10 protein-coding genes are annotated in these 17,657 nt (G+C 67.1%); 7 read left to right on the top strand and 3 right to left on the bottom strand.

Annotated features, from left to right (window positions below):
* Positions 1 to 178 precede the first annotated feature (178 nt).
* Together VGN82_RS10100 and pbpC are read left to right on the top strand one after the other, a co-directional pair.
* Complete coding sequence (locus VGN82_RS10100; protein ID WP_327526876.1) at positions 179 to 5,425, top strand: alpha-2-macroglobulin family protein; 5,247 nt, start codon at positions 179 to 181, stop codon at positions 5,423 to 5,425.
* Positions 5,425 to 7,572, top strand: coding sequence for a penicillin-binding protein 1C (gene pbpC, locus VGN82_RS10095; RefSeq protein ID WP_414644261.1), 2,148 nt, complete (start codon positions 5,425 to 5,427; stop codon positions 7,570 to 7,572). The genes VGN82_RS10100 and pbpC overlap by 1 nt, the downstream gene beginning before the upstream one ends.
* A gap of 138 nt (positions 7,573 to 7,710) precedes the next feature.
* Here pbpC and VGN82_RS10090 read toward each other — a convergent pair whose 3' ends face one another.
* Positions 7,711 to 10,797 carry an efflux RND transporter permease subunit gene (locus VGN82_RS10090; protein ID WP_327526875.1) on the bottom strand — a complete coding sequence of 1,029 codons (3,087 nt, stop codon included), beginning with the start codon at positions 10,795 to 10,797 and terminating at the stop codon, positions 7,711 to 7,713.
* Positions 10,794 to 11,909 (bottom strand): efflux RND transporter periplasmic adaptor subunit, encoded by a 1,116-nt coding sequence (locus VGN82_RS10085; protein ID WP_327526874.1) that lies wholly within the window; start codon positions 11,907 to 11,909, stop codon positions 10,794 to 10,796. Before VGN82_RS10085 ends, VGN82_RS10090 begins: the two co-directional genes overlap by 4 nt.
* Positions 11,910 to 12,044: 135 nt before the next feature.
* Between VGN82_RS10085 and VGN82_RS10080 the strand changes: the two genes are divergently transcribed.
* The 5 genes from VGN82_RS10080 (at position 12,045) to phnE (VGN82_RS10060) (ending at position 16,472) form a co-directional block, all read left to right on the top strand.
* A complete protein-coding gene (locus VGN82_RS10080) occupies positions 12,045 to 12,656 on the top strand; it encodes a TetR/AcrR family transcriptional regulator (protein ID WP_327526873.1) in 612 nt (203 codons plus the stop codon).
* A 169-nt stretch (positions 12,657 to 12,825) separates the two neighbouring features.
* Positions 12,826 to 13,644 carry a phosphonate ABC transporter ATP-binding protein gene (phnC, locus tag VGN82_RS10075; protein ID WP_327526872.1) on the top strand — a complete coding sequence of 273 codons (819 nt, stop codon included), beginning with the start codon at positions 12,826 to 12,828 and terminating at the stop codon, positions 13,642 to 13,644.
* A 65-nt stretch (positions 13,645 to 13,709) separates the two neighbouring features.
* Positions 13,710 to 14,627, top strand: a complete 918-nt coding sequence (phnD, locus tag VGN82_RS10070; protein ID WP_327526870.1) for a phosphonate ABC transporter substrate-binding protein — start codon at positions 13,710 to 13,712, stop codon at positions 14,625 to 14,627.
* A 112-nt stretch (positions 14,628 to 14,739) separates the two neighbouring features.
* Complete coding sequence (gene phnE / locus VGN82_RS10065) at positions 14,740 to 15,621, top strand: phosphonate ABC transporter, permease protein PhnE (protein WP_327526869.1); 882 nt, start codon at positions 14,740 to 14,742, stop codon at positions 15,619 to 15,621.
* On the top strand, positions 15,618 to 16,472 hold the full coding sequence (gene phnE / locus VGN82_RS10060) for a phosphonate ABC transporter, permease protein PhnE (RefSeq protein WP_327526868.1): 855 nt from the start codon (positions 15,618 to 15,620) through the stop codon (positions 16,470 to 16,472). Before phnE (VGN82_RS10065) ends, phnE (VGN82_RS10060) begins: the two co-directional genes overlap by 4 nt.
* Before the next feature lie 28 nt (positions 16,473 to 16,500).
* Here phnE (VGN82_RS10060) and VGN82_RS10055 read toward each other — a convergent pair whose 3' ends face one another.
* Complete coding sequence (locus VGN82_RS10055) at positions 16,501 to 17,583, bottom strand: alpha/beta fold hydrolase (protein ID WP_327526867.1); 1,083 nt, start codon at positions 17,581 to 17,583, stop codon at positions 16,501 to 16,503.
* Between the last annotated feature and the right edge of the window lie 74 nt (positions 17,584 to 17,657).

Raw genomic sequence — 17,657 nt, 5'->3', positions numbered from 1 at the left:
AAGGTCGCGCAGCGATATGGTCCCCTATGCCGGCACGGCGGCGACCTTCATTCGCATGACTTGAACCCCTGCGAACCGGTGATAGCCTGCCGGTCCGGTCTCACGCCATGGTCGGCGTGATAGGGCTGAAGCCTTGTTCGCCGATACGATCGAGCGGACCCGACGTAGAGGAACGACGATGACCCTGCTCGCCCGTCTTGCGCTCCTCCTCGGCCTCACCCTCGCAACCCATCCGGCACTCGCCCAGAAGGCCTATGTCCGCAACGATCTCGCCGCCGACGGGCAGCGGCTGGAGGAGCGGCTGAAGCGCGAGGTCTCGGCCGGCGCCCGCCCGGCCGCCGACGCAATCCGCGCCGGCGAGGCGGCACTCTCACGCGGCGATGCCCGCGCCGCCCTGCCCCAGGCCAACGCCGCCGTCGTCGCCGAGCCCGCCAATGCCGCCGGCTGGCGCCTGATGGCGCGCGCCGCCAACGCGATCGAGCCGCGCGACTATCGCGAGCGCTGGGAGCTGCGCGAACGCGCCATCAGCGCCGCCTATCTCGCCTATCAGCGCTCGACCGGCCGCAATGACGAGGCGGCATCTCTGGGCGTGCTCGCTCGCCTGTTCGAGAAGAACGAGCTCTGGCGCCCGGCGCTGACGACCTACCGCCTCAGCCTCGACCTCGTCGACAACGCATCCTTGCGCACCGCCTATGAGGGCCTGCGCGCCCAGCGCGGCTTCCGCCTGACCGGCAACAAGGTCGATGCCGACGCCGCGAGTCCGCGCGCCTGCTTCGAGTTCTCAGAGCCGCTGGCGCGGGGCCGCGTCGATTTCGCGCCTTATGTCGCGATCTCCGGTGGCAGGGGCGACTTTGCTGTCTCGGCCGAGGACAGGCAGATCTGTGTCGACGGCCTGCGCCATGGCGAGCGCTACGCCTTCGTCGTCCGCCAGGGCGTTCCCTCGGCGATTCCCGACGAAAAGCTTCTGAAATCGGCCGATTACGAGGTCTATGTCCGCGACCGCACGCCCTCCGTGCGCTTCACCGGCAAGAACTATGTGCTGCCGCGCACCGGCCAGCAGGGCATCCCGGTGGTCTCGGTCAACAGCGACCGGCTTGACCTCGAGGTCATGCGCATCGGCGACCGCAACCTGATCAACTCGGTGCATTCCGACGATTTCCTCGGCCAGCTCGGTTCCTATTCGGCGAGTCAGATCGCCAGCGACAAGGGCCAGAGCGTCTGGACCGGCTCGATGGAGGTGAAATCCGAGCTCAACAAGGATGTGATCACCGCCTTTCCGGTGATCGAGGCCGTCGGCGCGCTCAAGCCCGGCATCTATGTGATGTTCGCCAAGCCGAGCGGCGGCCAGCCGCAGCCGGCGACGGACGGCGACAGTTACGACGACGGCACGACGCGCGCGACCCAATGGTTCGTCGTCTCCGACCTCGGCCTGACCTCCTTCTCCGGCCCGGACGGCGTGCATGTGCTGGTCCGTTCGCTCGCCAATGCCGCCCCCGTCGCCAATGCCGAGCTGCGCCTGATCGCCCGTAACAACGAGGTCCTGGCCACAGCCCGCTCGGATGCCAATGGCTATGCGCGCTTCGATGCCGGCCTCGCCAAGGGCCAGGGCGGCAATGCCCCGGGCATCGTCACGGTGGGACTGGGCGAGGATTACGGCTTCCTCGACCTGAAGCAGACGGCCTTCGATCTGTCGGATCGCGGTGTGAAGGGGCGCGTCGCTCCCGCCGGGCTCGACGCCTATCTCTACACCGAGCGCGGCGTCTATCGCTCGGGAGAGACCGTCTACCTGACCAGCCTGCTGCGCGATGCGCGCGGCGCCGCCGTCGCCGGCCTGCCGCTGACGCTCGTCGTCAAGCGCCCCGACGGCGTCGAGTATCGCCGTCGGCAGGTCGAGGACCAGGGTGCCGGTGGCCGCGCTCATTCGATCCCGCTCCTGTCGGGCGCTGCTACCGGCACCTGGCGGGTTCAGGCCTATGCCGATCCGAAGGGGCCCGCGATCGGCGAGGTCTCCTTCCTTGTCGAGGACTACGTCCCCGAACGCCTCGAACTGACTCTCGCGTCCAAGGCGCCCGTACTGCAGGCCGGTGAGCCGGCCGAGATCGACGTGACCGCGCGCTATCTCTACGGCGCGCCGGGCTCCGCGCTCGACGTCACCGGCTCGATGACGATCCGGGCCGCCAGCCAGTCGGCGATCCCCGGCTTTTCCGGCTATCAGGTCGGCCTCACCGACGAAGCCTTCGAGGCGGTCCAGTCCGAGTTCGAGGAGAGCACGACGACCGATGCCGCCGGCAAGGTGACGGTGACCAACCCTGTCGCCCAGCCGGAAACGAACCGCCCGCTCGAAGCCGAGTTCACCATCCGCGTCGGCGAGCCGGGCGGGCGGGCCATCGCCCGCTCGGTGACACTGCCGATCGTGCCCAAGGGCGCAGCCATCGGCGTGAGGAAAGCGTTCAAGGACGGCGAACTCGGCAATGGCCAGACCGCGACCTTCGACGTCATCATGGCCAATGGCGACGGACGGCGCCTGGCACGGCCCGGCGTCAAATGGACCCTGTCCAAGGTCACGCGCAATTATCAGTGGTTCTTCCAGGACGGCCGCTGGAACTTCGAAGGCGTGAAGTCGACCCGCCGCGTCGCCGATGGCGAGATTGCGGTCGCGGAAGCCGCTCCCGCCCGCATCGCCGCTCCGGTCGAATGGGGCAATTACCGCCTCGACGTCACCGCCGATGGTCCCGATTCCACCGAGACCTCGGTTTCCTTCAGCGTCGGCTATGAGGCCGACAAGACCGCCGATACGCCGGACGTGCTCGACGTCGCCCTCGACAAGGCGTCCTATGCCGACGGCGAGAACCTGCAGGTCCGCCTCGCGCCCCGCTTTGCCGGCAAGGCGACGCTGGCGGTGGTCACCGACCGCGTCGCGGACGTCCGCACCATCGACGTCGCAGCCGGGGGCACCACCACCAGCATTCCGGTCAAGGCCGAATGGGGCGCCAGCGCCTACCTCGTCGTCCTCGCCCACCGGCCGATGGATGTCGCCGCCCAGCGCCTTCCCGGCCGGGCCATCGGCCTGTCCTGGTTCCAGATCGGCAAGGAGACCCGCACGCTTTCGCTCGATCTCGGCGCCCCCAATCTGGTCCGCCCGCTCTCCAAGCTCTCCTTGCCCGTCAAGGTCACCGGCGCACGCGCCGGCGAGGATGCTTTCGTCACGGTCGCTGCCGTCGATGTCGGCATTCTCAACCTGACCCGCTTCGAAAGCCCCGATCCGAGCAAATTCTTCTTCGGCCAGCGTCAGATCGGCCATGAGCTGCGTGATCTCTACGGCTATCTGATCGACGGCATGCAGGGCGTGCGCGGAGCGATCCGCACCGGCGGCGACGCGGCGCCCGCGCTCGAAGGCGAAAAGCCGACGCAGGAACCGGTCGCGCGCTATTCCGGTGTGGTCAAGGTCGGTGCCGACGGCATCGCCAGGGTCGAATTCGACTTGCCAGCCTTCAACGGCTCGCTGCGTGTCATGGCGGTCGCCTGGTCGGCCGGCCGCACCGGCCAGGCCAGCACCGACGTCATCGTCCGCGACCAGGTCGTGGCGCAGGCGACGCTGCCGCGCTTCCTCGCCATCGGCGACCAGTCGCGATTCCATTTCCAGATCGACAATGTCGAGGGTCCCGCAGGTCCCTACGTCGTCGATCTCGACGTGCGCGGGCCGGTGCTCGTCGCAGCCGACGCCACCCGCCGCACGATCCAGCTCGCGGCTGGCGCCAAGTCGCAGATGACGATCCCCGTCACCGCGGCGGGGCTGGGCCGGGCCGAGTTCGATGTCCGCATCACCGGGCCGGGAGGCGTCGGCACGGTGCAGAATCTGGCCGTTCGCGTGCAGCCTTCGGCTGCAACGATCGCGCGCCGGATCGTGCGCCCGATCACCGGCAATGGCGGCGCGATCACGCTCTCGTCCGATCTCATGGCCGATCTCGTGCCGAATTCCGGCCAGGTCTCCGTCTCGGTCTCGCCGCTGACTTCGCTCGACGTACCTGCTCTGCTCAAGGCCCTCGACCGCTACCCCTATGGCTGCACCGAGCAGACGGTGAGCCGCGCCTTGCCGCTGCTGCACGTCAACCGGTTGGCCTCGCTCGAGCATCTCGCGCTCGACGCCAATGCCGATGAGCGCGTGCAGAACGCGATCGAGCGGGTGCTGGCGCGCCAGGGTGCCAACGGCTCCTTCGGCCTCTGGAGTGTCGGCGGCGACGATCTCTGGCTCGACGCCTTCACTACCGACTTCCTGACTCGGGCCCGCGAGCGCCAGTTCGCCGTGCCGCAGACCGCCTTCAACCTCGCGCTCGACCGCCTGCGCAACCAGGTCGTCAACACCGGCGAGATCGTCAAGGAAGAGGCCGCAGGCATCGCCTATGCGCTCTATGTGCTCGCCCGCAACGGCCGGCCCGTGATGGGCGATCTGCGCTATCTCGCCGATAACAAGCTCGGCGATTTCGCAACCCCACTGGCCCGCGCCCAGATCGGCGCGGCGCTGTCGGCGCTTGGCGATCGCGGTCGCGGCCGCGCGGCCTTCACCAGCGCCCTGAACAGCCTGCAGGAGCGCAGCGAAGACAGCCTGTCGCGGACCGATTACGGCTCACGCCTGCGCGACGGCGCGGCCGTCCTCGCACTGATCGCGGAAGCCTCGGGTGAGCGCGCCGACATCACCCGCGCCGCAGCCGTGCTCGACAGCGCGCGCGGCAGCTCCCGCTACACCTCGACGCAGGAGCAGATGTGGATGGTGCTGGCCGCGCAGGCCATGGCGAAGGACGCCGAAGGGATGACGCTGACCGTCGACGGCACCGAGCGCAAGGGCGCGCTCTACCGCACGATCGCCGCCGAGGCGCTGGAGCGCAAGCCGCTGACCGTCGCCAATCCTGGCCCGGCGAGCGCCCAGGCCGTCATCACGGTGTCGGGCATTCCGACGGCGCCCGAACCCGCGCTGAACCAGGGATTCGGGCTGGAGCGCGTCATCTACACGATGAAGGGAGAGCGGGCCGATCCGGCTCGCTTGCGTCAGAACGAACGCTATGTCGTGGCGCTGACGGTGACGGAACCGGCGAGTCGCTACGGCCGGCTCCTGCTGGTCGATCCCGTCCCCGCGGGGCTTGAGATCGAGAACGCAAACCTCACCGAGGGCGCCTCGGTCGCCGGATTGGACTGGCTGAAGCTGGAGGTCTCACCCGTGCACACCGAGGCGCGTGACGACCGCTATGTCGCTGCGTTCGAGCGCCCGGTCGGCACGACGAACAAGCTCGTCTACACGGTCGCGTATATCGCACGCGCGGTCTCGCCCGGCCGATATGTCGCCCCTGCCGCCGTGATCGAGGACATGTACCGGCCCGACCTCTTCGGGCGGACGGCCTTCGGCACGGTGGATATTTCCTCGGCCCGGTGATGACGGGCGCGGTGCGAGCCCCTCTCGATGCGCCCCCTTCCCACGGGGCGGAGACGGTTGCGTCGCATCGCTTCCGCAAACTGAAATTCGCGGCCGCTTCACTCGTTCTTGTGGCGATCGGCGCGACCGCCGCCATCACCCACTACGGCACTACCCTGCCGCCCCTCGACCTAGCCGCTGCGACCGACCGCTCGACAGTCGTGATTGATCGCGACGGCCGGCTGCTCCGCCCCTTCCTCACGGCTGACGGCCGCTGGAAGCTGCCCGTCGGCGTCGACGATGTCGATCCGCGCTATCTCGCCATGCTCAAGGCCTTCGAGGACAAGCGCTTCGACAGCCATCGCGGCATCGACCCGCTCGGCCTGGCTCGCGCCGCCGGCCAGATGCTGCTGAACGGGCGTGTCGTCTCCGGCGGCTCGACGCTGACCATGCAGGTCGCGCGGCTGCTGGAACCGCGCGAGGAGCGCAACCTCGCGGCCAAGCTCCGGCAGGCGGTCCGCGCGATCGAGCTGGAGCGCCGCTTCACCAAGCCACAGATCCTCGACCTTTATCTCAGCCTGGCCCCCTTCGGCGGCAATCTCGAAGGTGTGAGGGCCGCGAGTTTCGCCTATTTCGGCAAGGAGCCGAAGCGGCTCTCCACCGCCGAGGCCGCCCTGCTCATTGCCTTGCCGCAATCGCCGGAGACGCGCCGGCCGGACCGCTTCGCCGAGGCCGCCCGCAAGGCCCGCGAGCGCGTGCTCGCACGGGTCGAGCGCGCCGGTCTTGCCACCGCGTCCGAGGTCGCGGCCGCTCGCGAGGAGCCGCTGCCGACAGCGCGCAGGCCCTTCCCAAACCTAGCCCCGCATGTGGCTGAACAGGTCGTGGCCGAGGCGCCTGCCGCGCGCAGCCATCGCCTGAGCCTTGATGCGCGCCTGCAGACCGCGCTCGAAGGCCTCGCCCGCGAACGAAGCCTTGGTCTCGCTCCCCAGGTCTCGATCGCCATCCTCGCCGTCGACAACGAGACCGGCGAGGTCCGCGCCTCGGTCGGCGGCGTCGACTATTTCGCGACGGAACGGGCCGGCTCGCTCGACCTGACGCGAGCGCTGCGGTCACCCGGCTCGGCGCTGAAGCCCTTCATCTACGCGCTCGCCTTCGATAACGGCATCGCCCATCCCGAGACGATGCTGGAAGACCGGCCCGCACGCTACGGCATCTACATACCCGAGAATTTCGACATGACCTTCCAGGGCATGGTCTCGGCCCGCAAGGCTCTGCAATTGTCGCTCAACGTCCCGGCCGTCGAGCTGCTCTCGGCGGTTGGCCCGCAGCGCTTCCTGTCGCGCCTGCGCGATGCCGGTGCGGCCATCGCCATGCCCAGGGAAGCCGGCCCGCCCGGCCTCGCGGTCGGCCTCGGCGGGCTCGGCATCACGCTGCAGGACCTGACCCGGCTCTATGTCGGGCTGGCGCGCGGCGGCGAGGTACCGGAGCTCGATGTGAGAGCCGCGGAGGGACGCAAAAGCTCTGCCTCGCCGCGCCTCGTCGAACCCGTCGCCGCCTGGTATGTCGCCGACACGCTGCTTGGCGCGCCGCCGCCGCTCAATGCCGTGCCTGGCCGGATCGCCTACAAGACCGGCACCTCCTATGGCTATCGCGATGCCTGGGCGGTCGGCTTCGACCGCAGGCATACGATCGGTGTCTGGGTCGGTCGCGCCGACAACGGGGCCGTGCCCGGCCTCGTCGGCCGGACGGTCGCGGCGCCGATCCTGTTCGACGCCTTCGCGCGGCTCGGCATCGATCCGCGCCCCTTCCAGCAGCCGCCCGACAGCATCGTCGCGAGCAGCGCGCATCTGCCGCCGCCGCTGCGCCATCTGCGTCAGGATGTACCCAAGACCATGGCTGCAATGACGACGCCGGCTCTCAAGCTCGCCTTCCCGCCCGAGGGCGCAAAAATCGACCTCGCCGCTTCGGCAGCGGACGGACAGACCCAGCTCAACCTCAAGGTCGCGGGCGGCGCCCCGCCCTATACCTGGCTGGTCGACGGCGCGCCGGTGCTCAGTCCGACGCGGCGGCGCGAAGCCGTCTGGCAGCCGCCGGGCAAGGGCTTCATGCGGATTTCGGTGATCGACGGCACCGGCGCCAGCGAGAGCGTGTCCGTCAGGCTGCAGTAACCGGCTGGCCAAATGTGGCTACGCGTCATCGTCAGGCGCGTCCCGACCATCCACCACTTCCCTCCTCGAGGGTCGCATCCAAGATGTGCATGCTCGGCACGAGGCCGAGCATGATTGAACAAGAACGATAGCGCCGCGCTATTCAGCCGGCTGCGGGTGCCCGGCCGTTTCCCCGGCATGGGCCGTTCCACGGCTGCCGTGCTTGGCCCGCGCCAGATAGGAATAGGCGACCGGCACCACATAGAGCGTCAGCAGCGTCCCGAAGGTCATGCCGCCGACGATGACCCAGCCGATCTGCGAGCGGCTTTCCGCGCCGGCGCCATGGGCCAGCGCCAGCGGCACGGCGCCGAGCACCATCGCGCCCGTGGTCATCAGGATCGGGCGCAGGCGCAGCTCGGCTGCCTCGACCAGCGCATCGATCATCTCCTTGCCCTCTTCCCGGAGCTGGTTGGTGAACTCCAGGATCAGGATGCCGTGCTTGGTAATGAGACCGACCAGCGTGATCAGGCCGATCTGGCTGTAGACGTTCATCGTCCCGCCGGTGAAATAGAGCGCGGCCAGCGCGCCCGTCAGCGACAGCGGCACCGAGACCATGATCACGACCGGATCGATGAAGCTCTCGAACTGCGCCGCGAGCACGAGGTAGATGAAGCCGAGCGCCAGCAGGAAGACGATCGCGATCGAGGCGCCCGACTGCTTGAACTCGCGGCTCTGCCCGGAATAGTCGATCTGCACCGTCTTCGGCAGCACCTTGGCCGAAGCCTGCTCGAGTACGGCCAGCGCATCGCCGAGCGAATAGCCCGGCGATGGAATCGCGGTGATCGTCGCAGAGCGCAGCTGGTTGAACCGGATCAGCTCCTTCGGCGCGACAGTCTCCTCGATCTTGACGACGCTCGACAGCTGCACGACCGCCCCGCTGCGTCCCATCAGGTAGATCGATTGCAGCGCCTGCGGCGTGTTGCGGTCCTCGCCGCCAACCTGGATGACGACGTCGTACTGCTCGCCATTCATGTTGAAGCGCGTGACCTGGCGGCCGCCGAGCAGCGTCTCCATGGTGCGGCCGATGACGTCCACGCCAACGCCGAGATCGGCGGCGCGCTGCCGGTCGATCGAGACCTTGATCTGCGGCTTGTCGAGGATGAGGTTCGACTCCAGATTGGTCAGGACCGGCGAACCGGCGACCTCCGCCAGCACGGCGTCGACATAATCCTTGATCTGGGCATAGGACTCGGACGAGCGCAGCACGAACTCGACCGGCTTGCTGTTGCCGCCACCCTGCCCGAGCGAGGGCGGGTTGTTGGCGAACATCCTGATGCCGGGGATCTGCGAGAGGTTGCGGTTGATGTCCGCGACCATCGCCTGCTGCTTGACCGAGCGCTCCTCCCAAGGCTTCAGCCGGGCGAAGGCGATGGCGCGCGTCACGTCGGGGAAACCGACGATGACGAGGTTGGTCTCGACATCCGGATACTGCTTGAAGAACTCCTCGGCCCGCCGCGCATATTCGGAGGTGAAGGCCATGGTCGACCCTTCCGGCGCGACGCCGATCACGGTGAAGCTGCCGCGATCCTCGACCGGCGCCAGCTCGGAGCGCAGGTTCGTGAAGAAGTAGTAGCTCCCGCCCGCAACGCCGAGCGCGAAGATCACGATCAGCGGACGCACCCTGAGCGCGGCGCGCAGCGAGGCGCGGTAGCCGCGCGACATCGCGTTGAAACCGCGCTCCAGCACATTGTAGAGCCAGCCATGCGAGCTGTCGTGCTTGAGCAGCTTGGCGCACATCATCGGCGTCAGGGTCAACGCCACGAAGCCCGAGACCAGCACGGCGCCGGCGAGCGTCAAGGCGAACTCGACGAAGAGCTTGCCGGTGCGACCGGTCGAGAACGCCATCGGAGCGTAGACCGCGACCAGGGTCAGCGTCATCGCGATGACGGCGAAGGCGATCTCGTTGATACCCTTGATCGCCGCTGCATTCGCCTCCATGCCGTCCTCGATATGACGGTGGACGTTCTCGAGGACGACGATGGCGTCGTCGACCACGAGACCGATCGCCAGCACCATCGAGAGCAGCGTCAGCGTGTTCACGGTGAAGCCGAGCGCATACATCAGCGCGAAGGCGCCGACGAGCGAGACCGGGATCGTGACGAGCGGGATCAGCGTCGCGCGCACCGAGCGCAGGAAGATGAAGATGATCAGGACGACGAGCACCACGGCCTCGAGGACCGTGCTGTAGACGGCCTTGATCGAGCGGTCGATGAAGACCGAGGTGTCGTAGGACGTCGCAATGGTCATGCCATCGGGCAGGTCCTCGATGATCTCGGGCAGGGCCGCGCGCACGCCGGCCGAGACGTCGAGCGGATTGGCCGTCGCCTGCTTGACGATGCCGATCGTCACCGACGGTTTGCCGGAGAACCAGGCGGCGTTGCGCTCGGCGAGAGCGCCGAGCTCGACGCGGGCGATGTCGCGCAGCTTGATCGGGAAACCGTTCGCATCCTTCACGACGATCTGCTGGAACTGCTCCGGCGTCGTCAGCCCAGTCTGCGAGAGCACCGTGAACTCGCGGTTGTTGCTCTCGATGCGGCCGGACGGAATCTCGACGTTCTGGGCGCGGACGGCCGCTTCGATCTCCTGAACCGTGATGTTGTAGGCCGACATCCGGGCTCGATCGAGCCAGATGCGCATCGCATAGCGCCGCTCGCCGCGGATCTGCACCTCGGCGACGCCGGTGATGTTCTGAACACGGTCGGTGATGAAGCGGTCGGCGAAGTCGGTCAGCTCGAGCGGATTGTGGCGGGAACTGACCAGCGACAGGAACAGGATCGGCTGGGCGTCGGCCTCGACCTTGGCGATGATCGGCTCGTCGATCTCGGTCGGCATGCGGCCGCGCACGCGGCTGACGCGGTCGCGCACGTCGGAGGCGGCGACATCGGGATCGACATCCGGCCGGAAGCGCACCGAGATGTTGCTCTGCTCCTGGCGGCTCGTCGAGGAGATGATCTCGATGCCCTCGATGCCAGCGATCGAGTTCTCCAGGATCTGCGTGACCTGGGTCTCGATAATCTCGGCGCTGGCGCCGGTATAGACGGTTCGCACCGAGACGATCGGCTCGTCGATGTTCGGATATTCGCGTACCGTCAGGCGGGTGTAGGAGACCGCGCCGATCAGCAGGACGAGCAGGCTCAGCACCGTCGAGAGGACGGGCCGGCGGACGAAAAGTTCGAACAGGCTCATTGCTGGGCGCTCGGCGAGGAGCCGGGCAGCGCGCTCGTCTGCACCGGGGGCTGGGCGTTCTTGATCGAAACGTTCGAGCCGTCGCGGAGCCGCATCTGTCCGGAGCTGACGACCATCATCTGCGGCGTCAGGCCCTTGACGATCTCGACCTTGCCCGGCAGGCGCTTGCCGAGCTCGACGGCGACGCGCTTCGCCTTGCCGTTGTCGACGATGTAGACGATCTTGCCGATGCCGTCGGGCACGACCGCCGATTCAGGAACCAGCATCGCGTTCTCGCGCCGGTCCACCACGATGGTGATGCGGGCGAACAGACCCGGCTTGAGCGCGAGATCGCCATTCGGAACGGTCGCCCGCAGCTTGATCGCGCGACCGTTGATGTCGACGACCGGATCGATGGCGAAGATCCGCCCCTGGAAGATCCCGCCGGGAACCGCATCGACCTTGAGGTTGATCGGCTGACCGAGCTTGACCTGGGCCAGGAAAATCTCGGGCACGCGGAAGTCGACCTTGATCGGATCGATATTGGTCAGCGTGATCAGCTGCTTGCCCACCGCGACATAGTCGCCGACGCTGACGGAGCGAAGGCCGACAACGCCACTGAACGGCGCCATGATCGCCGATTGCGCCAGCTTGGCCTGCGACAGCTGTACCCGGGCTTCCGCGGCCGCAAGCTTCGCCGTGGCCTCGTCATAGGCGACCTGGGTCCCGACGCCGCGCTGGTTCAGCGAGCGATTGCGCTCGAAGGTATCGCGGGCGAGGCCGAGATCCGCCTGCAATTGCTTGAGTTCCGCATCGAGGATCGCGGTGTCCAGCTTGACCAGCAGCTGGCCCTTCTCGACGCGCTCGCCCTCCTTGAAGCCGAGCGCAGTGACGCGACCGGCGATCTCGGGCGCGATCACGACGGACTCGTCCGCGGCCAGGGTGCCGAGCGCCTCGACCTCCTCGTTGACCGTCGCGCGCTCGATCTTGACGACCTCGACGGGCACGCCCGCAGCGCGCGGGGCGGGAGCGGCAGCCTGCGCCGGCGCGCTGGTCTGCTTCACATGGCGATAACCATAATAGCCACCGCCCGCCAGGCCGACGATCAGGAGCAGATAGACTAGGCGCTTCATAGAACTGGACGCTCCGGAGTTACGCGTTTATCTTAGACTGGACGGTCCAGTTTGATAAGGGGCCCGATGGGCGGAACCATGACAGTTACGGCCGCGCCGCAAGGTTCTGCGACCGAGGCTCCAGATGCAAGACGCTTGCCGTCTGAAAAGACTCGCCTGAACAAGCATGAGGCGATCACGCAGGCGGCCTCGGAAATGTTCCTCGCCGAGGGGTTCGAGCGGGTCACCCTGGACCAGATCGCGCAACGCGCCGGCGTCTCCAAGCAGACCATCTACAGCCACTTCACCGACAAGGAGGCGCTGTTTAAGGCGATCTGCACCGAACTTACTGAAAGGCTTACGATTCCGCTGCGCAAATCGGCAGCGGAGGGGGATCTTCGCAGCACGTTGACACGTCTCGGCGAGGATGCCCTGGCAATGATGCTGCACCCGGCCTCGCTCGATCTCCACCGCCTCGTGATGAGCGCCGCCGTGCGCTTTCCCGAGCTCGGCCACGTCGCCTATGAGGCCGGGGCGATGCGCATGATCAAGGACCTTTCGACGCTTCTGGTGCAGCGTTCACGAATCGGTGATGGCCTCGCCAAGCCGCTCGATGACGAACAGGCCCGCATTCTCGCCGAGCAGTTCATCGGCATGCTCCGGGGCTTCCATCAGGTGCGGGGGCTCTTGAGCATCCAGCCCGCGACCCCGGCCGGCCGCAGCGCCTATGTCCGCGCCTGCGTCGACCTGTTGCTGCGTGGCGCCTGAGGCCGCTGCCCTCGCCCCCCGACGATCGCCGCGCAAGATCGCCGGCGCGGCTTGTCACCGGCCTGTCATCTCCACTGGCTAGCTCTGCTGCATGAAACAGCGTGAACCCGACGGCCGCCTGCTGCCTCGGGAGTAAATTCATGCTCGTCCCGCAAACGAGAATGCCGGCATGCTGCACATCGAAGGCCTGACCAAGCGCTTCGGCGGAAAAGCCGCTGTCGACAACGTCACGCTCTCCATCCCCAAGGGCGAGATGGTCGGCGTGATCGGGCGCTCCGGAGCCGGCAAATCAACCTTGCTGCGGATGCTCAACCGCCTCGCCGATGCGAGCGAGGGCCGCATCGTCTCCGGCGAGCGCAACGTGACGGCGCTTACGGGTGCGGCCCTGCGTGGCTGGCGTCGCGACACGGCGATGATCTTCCAGCAGTTCAATCTCGTCGGCCGGCTCGACGTGCTGACGAATGTCCTGCTCGGCCGGCTGAACCATCGCTCCGCCGCCCTGACGCTGGTCAAGAGCTTCTCGCGCGATGACAAGATCCGCGCCATCGCGGCACTGGAGCGCCTCGATATGGGACATCTGCTCGCACAGCGTGCCGAGACGCTCTCCGGTGGCCAGCAGCAGCGCGTCGCCATCGCCCGCGCGCTGGTGCAGGAGCCGCAGATCATCCTCGCCGACGAGCCGATCGCCTCGCTCGACCCGCGCAACACCCAGGTCGTGATGGATGCGCTGTTCCGGATCAACCGCGAGGACGGCATCACCGTCATCTCGAACCTGCACCACCTCGACATCGCCTCGAAGTACTGCGACCGGCTGATCGGCATGGCTGCCGGCAAGGTCGTCTTCGACGGCCCGCCCCATCAGCTCACCAAGGATGTCGCGGCCAGCCTCTATGGCATCGAGGCCAAGGACGCCGGCGCCGAGGCGCTCGACCAGCTCGATGCCATCGCCAGCGAAGAAGCCCAGCGCGCCAAGCGGAACGTCGCCTGACCGAATTCCCGGCTTCGCCGGGGAGATCCAAGCCCACCACGCGATCCAACCACCAGGAGCACACCATGCTGACCCGTCGTCATACCCTGACGCTTGCCTCCGCGGCCCTCGCCGCCTCGCTCGCGGCCCCGGCCTTCGCCCAGGACTGGAAGGCGAAGTACCCCGAGCTCGTCTTCGCGATCATCCCGGCCGAGAACGCCTCGGGCGTCGTCGAGCGCTACACCCCCTTCGTCAACTACCTCTCCAAGGAACTCGGCACCAAGGTCACGCTGCGCGTCGCCAACGACTACGCCGCGATCATCGAGGGTCAGCGCGCCGGCAACATCCACATCGCCTCCTACGGCCCCTCCTCCTTCGCCCGCGCCCTGATGACCGGCGCCAAGACCGAAGCCTTCGCGATCGAGACCAATCTCGACGGCACCAAGGGCTATCACTCGGTCTTCTACGTGAAGAAGGATTCGCCCTATCAGAAGATCGAGGATCTCAAGGGCAAGAATCTCGGCCTCGTCGACCCGAACTCGACCTCGGGCAACAACGTTCCGCGCTTCGCTCTCGACGGCATGAAGATCGATCCGGAAAGCTTCTTCGGCAAGGTCGTCTACACCGGCAGCCATGAGAACGCGATCATCGCGCTCCAGCAGGGCACGGTCGACATGGCCGCCAACTGGTGGAACGACGAGCAGGAGTCCAACCTGCAGCGCATGGCCCGCAAGAACATGGTCAAGGCCGATGATTTCCGGATCATCTTCAAGTCCGAGCAGATCGTGAACTCGCCGATGGCCTATCTCACCGACCTGCCGACCGATCTGAAGGCCAAGATCAAGGACGCGGTGCTCAACCTGCACACCAAGGACAAGGCCGCCTTCGATAAGATCTACGAGGGCAAGCAGGGCCCGCTCCTCGCGGTCGACAACAAGTCCTATGACCCGATCATCGAGCTGAACAAGTTCGTCGACGCGCTGCGCCGCAAGAAGTCCTCGTAAGACTTCACCACGTCATGCTCGGGCCGGGCCCGGGCATCTCTCAAAAGAGCTTCTCGGGTCCGCGCCAGGCGCGGCCCGAGAATGACGCCTCCTCCTCCGACGGACCGCGTCCATGACCCTCGCCATCGACCGCAACGACCCCGCCATCGACGCCCATGAAGCGGCCTATGCCGCCGCGATGGCGAGCAAGCGTCGCCAGACGCTGCTCGGCGCCGTCGTGCTGGCGGTCTGCATCTGGCTCGCCGCGATCGGCTCAGAGGTCGACATCCCGCGCTTCGTCGAGAACTTCTGGCGCTTCCCCAAATACATCTTCGAGACCTTGCCGACCCTGCGGCTCTCCAGCCTCGGCGCCGACCTCGCCGAATGGTTCTGGGCCTGGCAGAAATGGCTGCGCCTGCTCTGGCAGACCATCGTCATCGCCTATGTCGGCACCGTGCTCGGCGCGCTCGGCGGCTTCCTGCTCTGCTTCGTCGCCGCCGCCAACCTCGGCCGGTCGAAATCGGCCCGCTTCGTCGCCCGCCGCTTCCTCGAATTCTGCCGCACCGTTCCCGAGATCGTCTTCGCGCTGATCTTCGTCATCGCCTTCGGCCTCGGCCCGCTCCCCGGCGTACTCGCCATCGCGATCCACACCATGGGCGCCATGGGCAAGCTCTTCTCCGAGGTCGTCGAGAACATCGACATGAAGCCCGTCGACGGCCTCACCGCCACCGGCGCCGGCTGGTGGCAGATGATCCGCTTCGCCGTGGTGCCGCAGGTCCTTTCCAATTTCGCCAGCTATTCGCTGCTGCGCTTTGAGATCAACGTCCGGGGCGCCTCGATCATGGGCTTCGTCGGCGCCGGCGGCATCGGCCAGGATCTGATCGAGGCGATCCGCAAGTTCTACTTCACGGACGTCAGCGCCATCCTGCTGCTGATCATCCTCACCGTGATGCTGATCGACTACGGCACCGAGCGGCTGCGCCACGCCCTCCTCAGCCTGGAGCATGGCAAATGAGCCTCGCCCTCTCCCCTGCCGAGCAGGCCGCGCTCGTCGCCCGCCACCAGGCCGCCATCGACGGCTCGCTGAAGACCAAGCTCATTACCACCTCTGTGGTCGCCGCCCTGCTCGGGCTGTTCGTCTACGGCATCGCCTCACTCGAGGTCTCGCTCTGGCGCATCCTCTCGGGCTTCGGCAATCTCGGCACCTTCGTCGTGCTGATGCTGCCGCCCGATCCAGGCTCCTTCGCCCGCGCCGTGATCTTCGTGAAGGCACTGTTCGAGACCATCGCAATCGCCTTCCTCGGGACGATCCTGGCCGCGATCCTCGCCTTCCCGCTCGGCTTCATTGCGGCGAAGAACGTCATCGCCAACCGCATCGTGCACTTCCTCGCCCGCCGCTCGCTCGACACGGTGCGCGGCGTCGACGCGCTGATCTGGGCGCTGATCTGGGTCAACGTCGTCGGGCTTGGCCCCTTCGCCGGCATGCTTGCGATCATGACCGCCGATATCGGCGCCTTCGGCAAGCTCTTCTCCGAAGCGATCGAATCCGCCGACCGCAAGCCGGTCGAGGGCGTGACCTCGCTGGGCGGCGGCAAGCTGCACGAGATCCGCTTCGGACTCATCCCGCAGGTGCTGCCGGTGATCGCAAGCCAGGTGCTCTACTTCATCGAGTCCAACACCCGCTCCTCGACCATCATCGGCATCGTCGGCGCTGGCGGCATCGGCCTCTACCTCGCAGAGACCATCCGCACGCTCGAATGGCAGCAGGTCTCCTTCCTGATCCTGCTGATCCTCGCAGCCGTCACCGCGATCGACTTCCTCTCGGCCAGGCTGCGCTTCGCGATCATCGGCCAGCGGGCCGCTTGACGCAGCGCGCGGCCGAGGCGCGCGAGCCTCAGTTGCTGCCCGCCGGTCGCTTCGGCACGGTCGGCAGCCAGGCCGACAGGTCCTTCGCCCAGAACTTGGCCATGCCCGTTGTGCCATGGCCGCGTGTGTCGGCACTCGCCGGGATCATCAGCAGCCTGGCATTGCCGATCCGCTTGAGTTCGCGCTCCATGATGCCCGTCTCGGGCGGGTTGCGCTCGTCATCGGCCGCATTGATCGCAAGCACCGGGGCCTTGATCGCGTCCAGCTTCGGCGAGGGATTGTAGTCGCGCGAGGAATCCCACTGGTAGAGGAAGTCGTTGGCATCGGCGCTGAACGTCGCCTTCAGCCGCTCGTCGAGCAGCTTGTCGGCAGCCTCCCGCGTCGGCGCCATCTGCTGGTAGGCGAGCGTCCCGCCGCTGGTCGCGATGCCGAAATAGATGTTGGCGATCCGGAACGCCGGCGGCTGCGCCGTATACTCCCCGCCCCTCCATTCCGGATCATTGCGGACGGCATCGATGATCATCCGCCGCATCATCCAGTTGCGGCTCGACATCTCGGTCGGTTGCGAGGCCATCGGCACGAGCGCGTCCATGAAGTCGGGATACTTCACGCCCCACATCCAGCTCTGCATGCCGCCCATCGAGTTGCCGAGCACGAGCCGGACATGCCGGATCCCAAGCCCTTCCGTCACGAGCCGGTGCTGGGCGGTGACCATGTCGTCGTAATTGTAGCGCGGGAAGCGCGCCTTCAGCCCATCCGAGGGCTTCGACGAGGCGCCTGCACCGATCGCATCGGGGATGATGATGTAATATTTGCTGGCATCGAGCGCCTGCCCGGCGCCGAACAGCTCTCCGGCGAAGGCCGGAGTCAGCATGCTGGCGGCCGAGCCCGCTGTCCCATGCAGGATCACGACCGGCTCGCCCGTCGGCTCGCCGATTGTGGCGTAGCCCAGCTTGACCTCCGGCAATGTCTCGCCGGTGTGGAAGTGGAAATCCTTGGCCACCCAGACGCCGCGCTTGGGCGCTGGATAGTCCGCGGCGAACGCAAGATGGGCCAGGCCGCAGGACACGGCGAGAGTGGCCGCGCGCAGCAGCCCGGTCAGACGGATCATGATGGTCTCCTCGGATCGGTTTCCCCGCGATCTTGATGTCGCGTGTTCCCGTTCCGAGCATTGCGCCGAACCCG

The organism is Allobosea sp., from assembly GCF_035999205.1.
Classification (GTDB): domain Bacteria; phylum Pseudomonadota; class Alphaproteobacteria; order Rhizobiales; family Beijerinckiaceae; genus Allobosea.
Note: the sequence above shows the minus strand (reverse complement) of the source record. Positions and strands in the feature narration are given on the sequence as shown.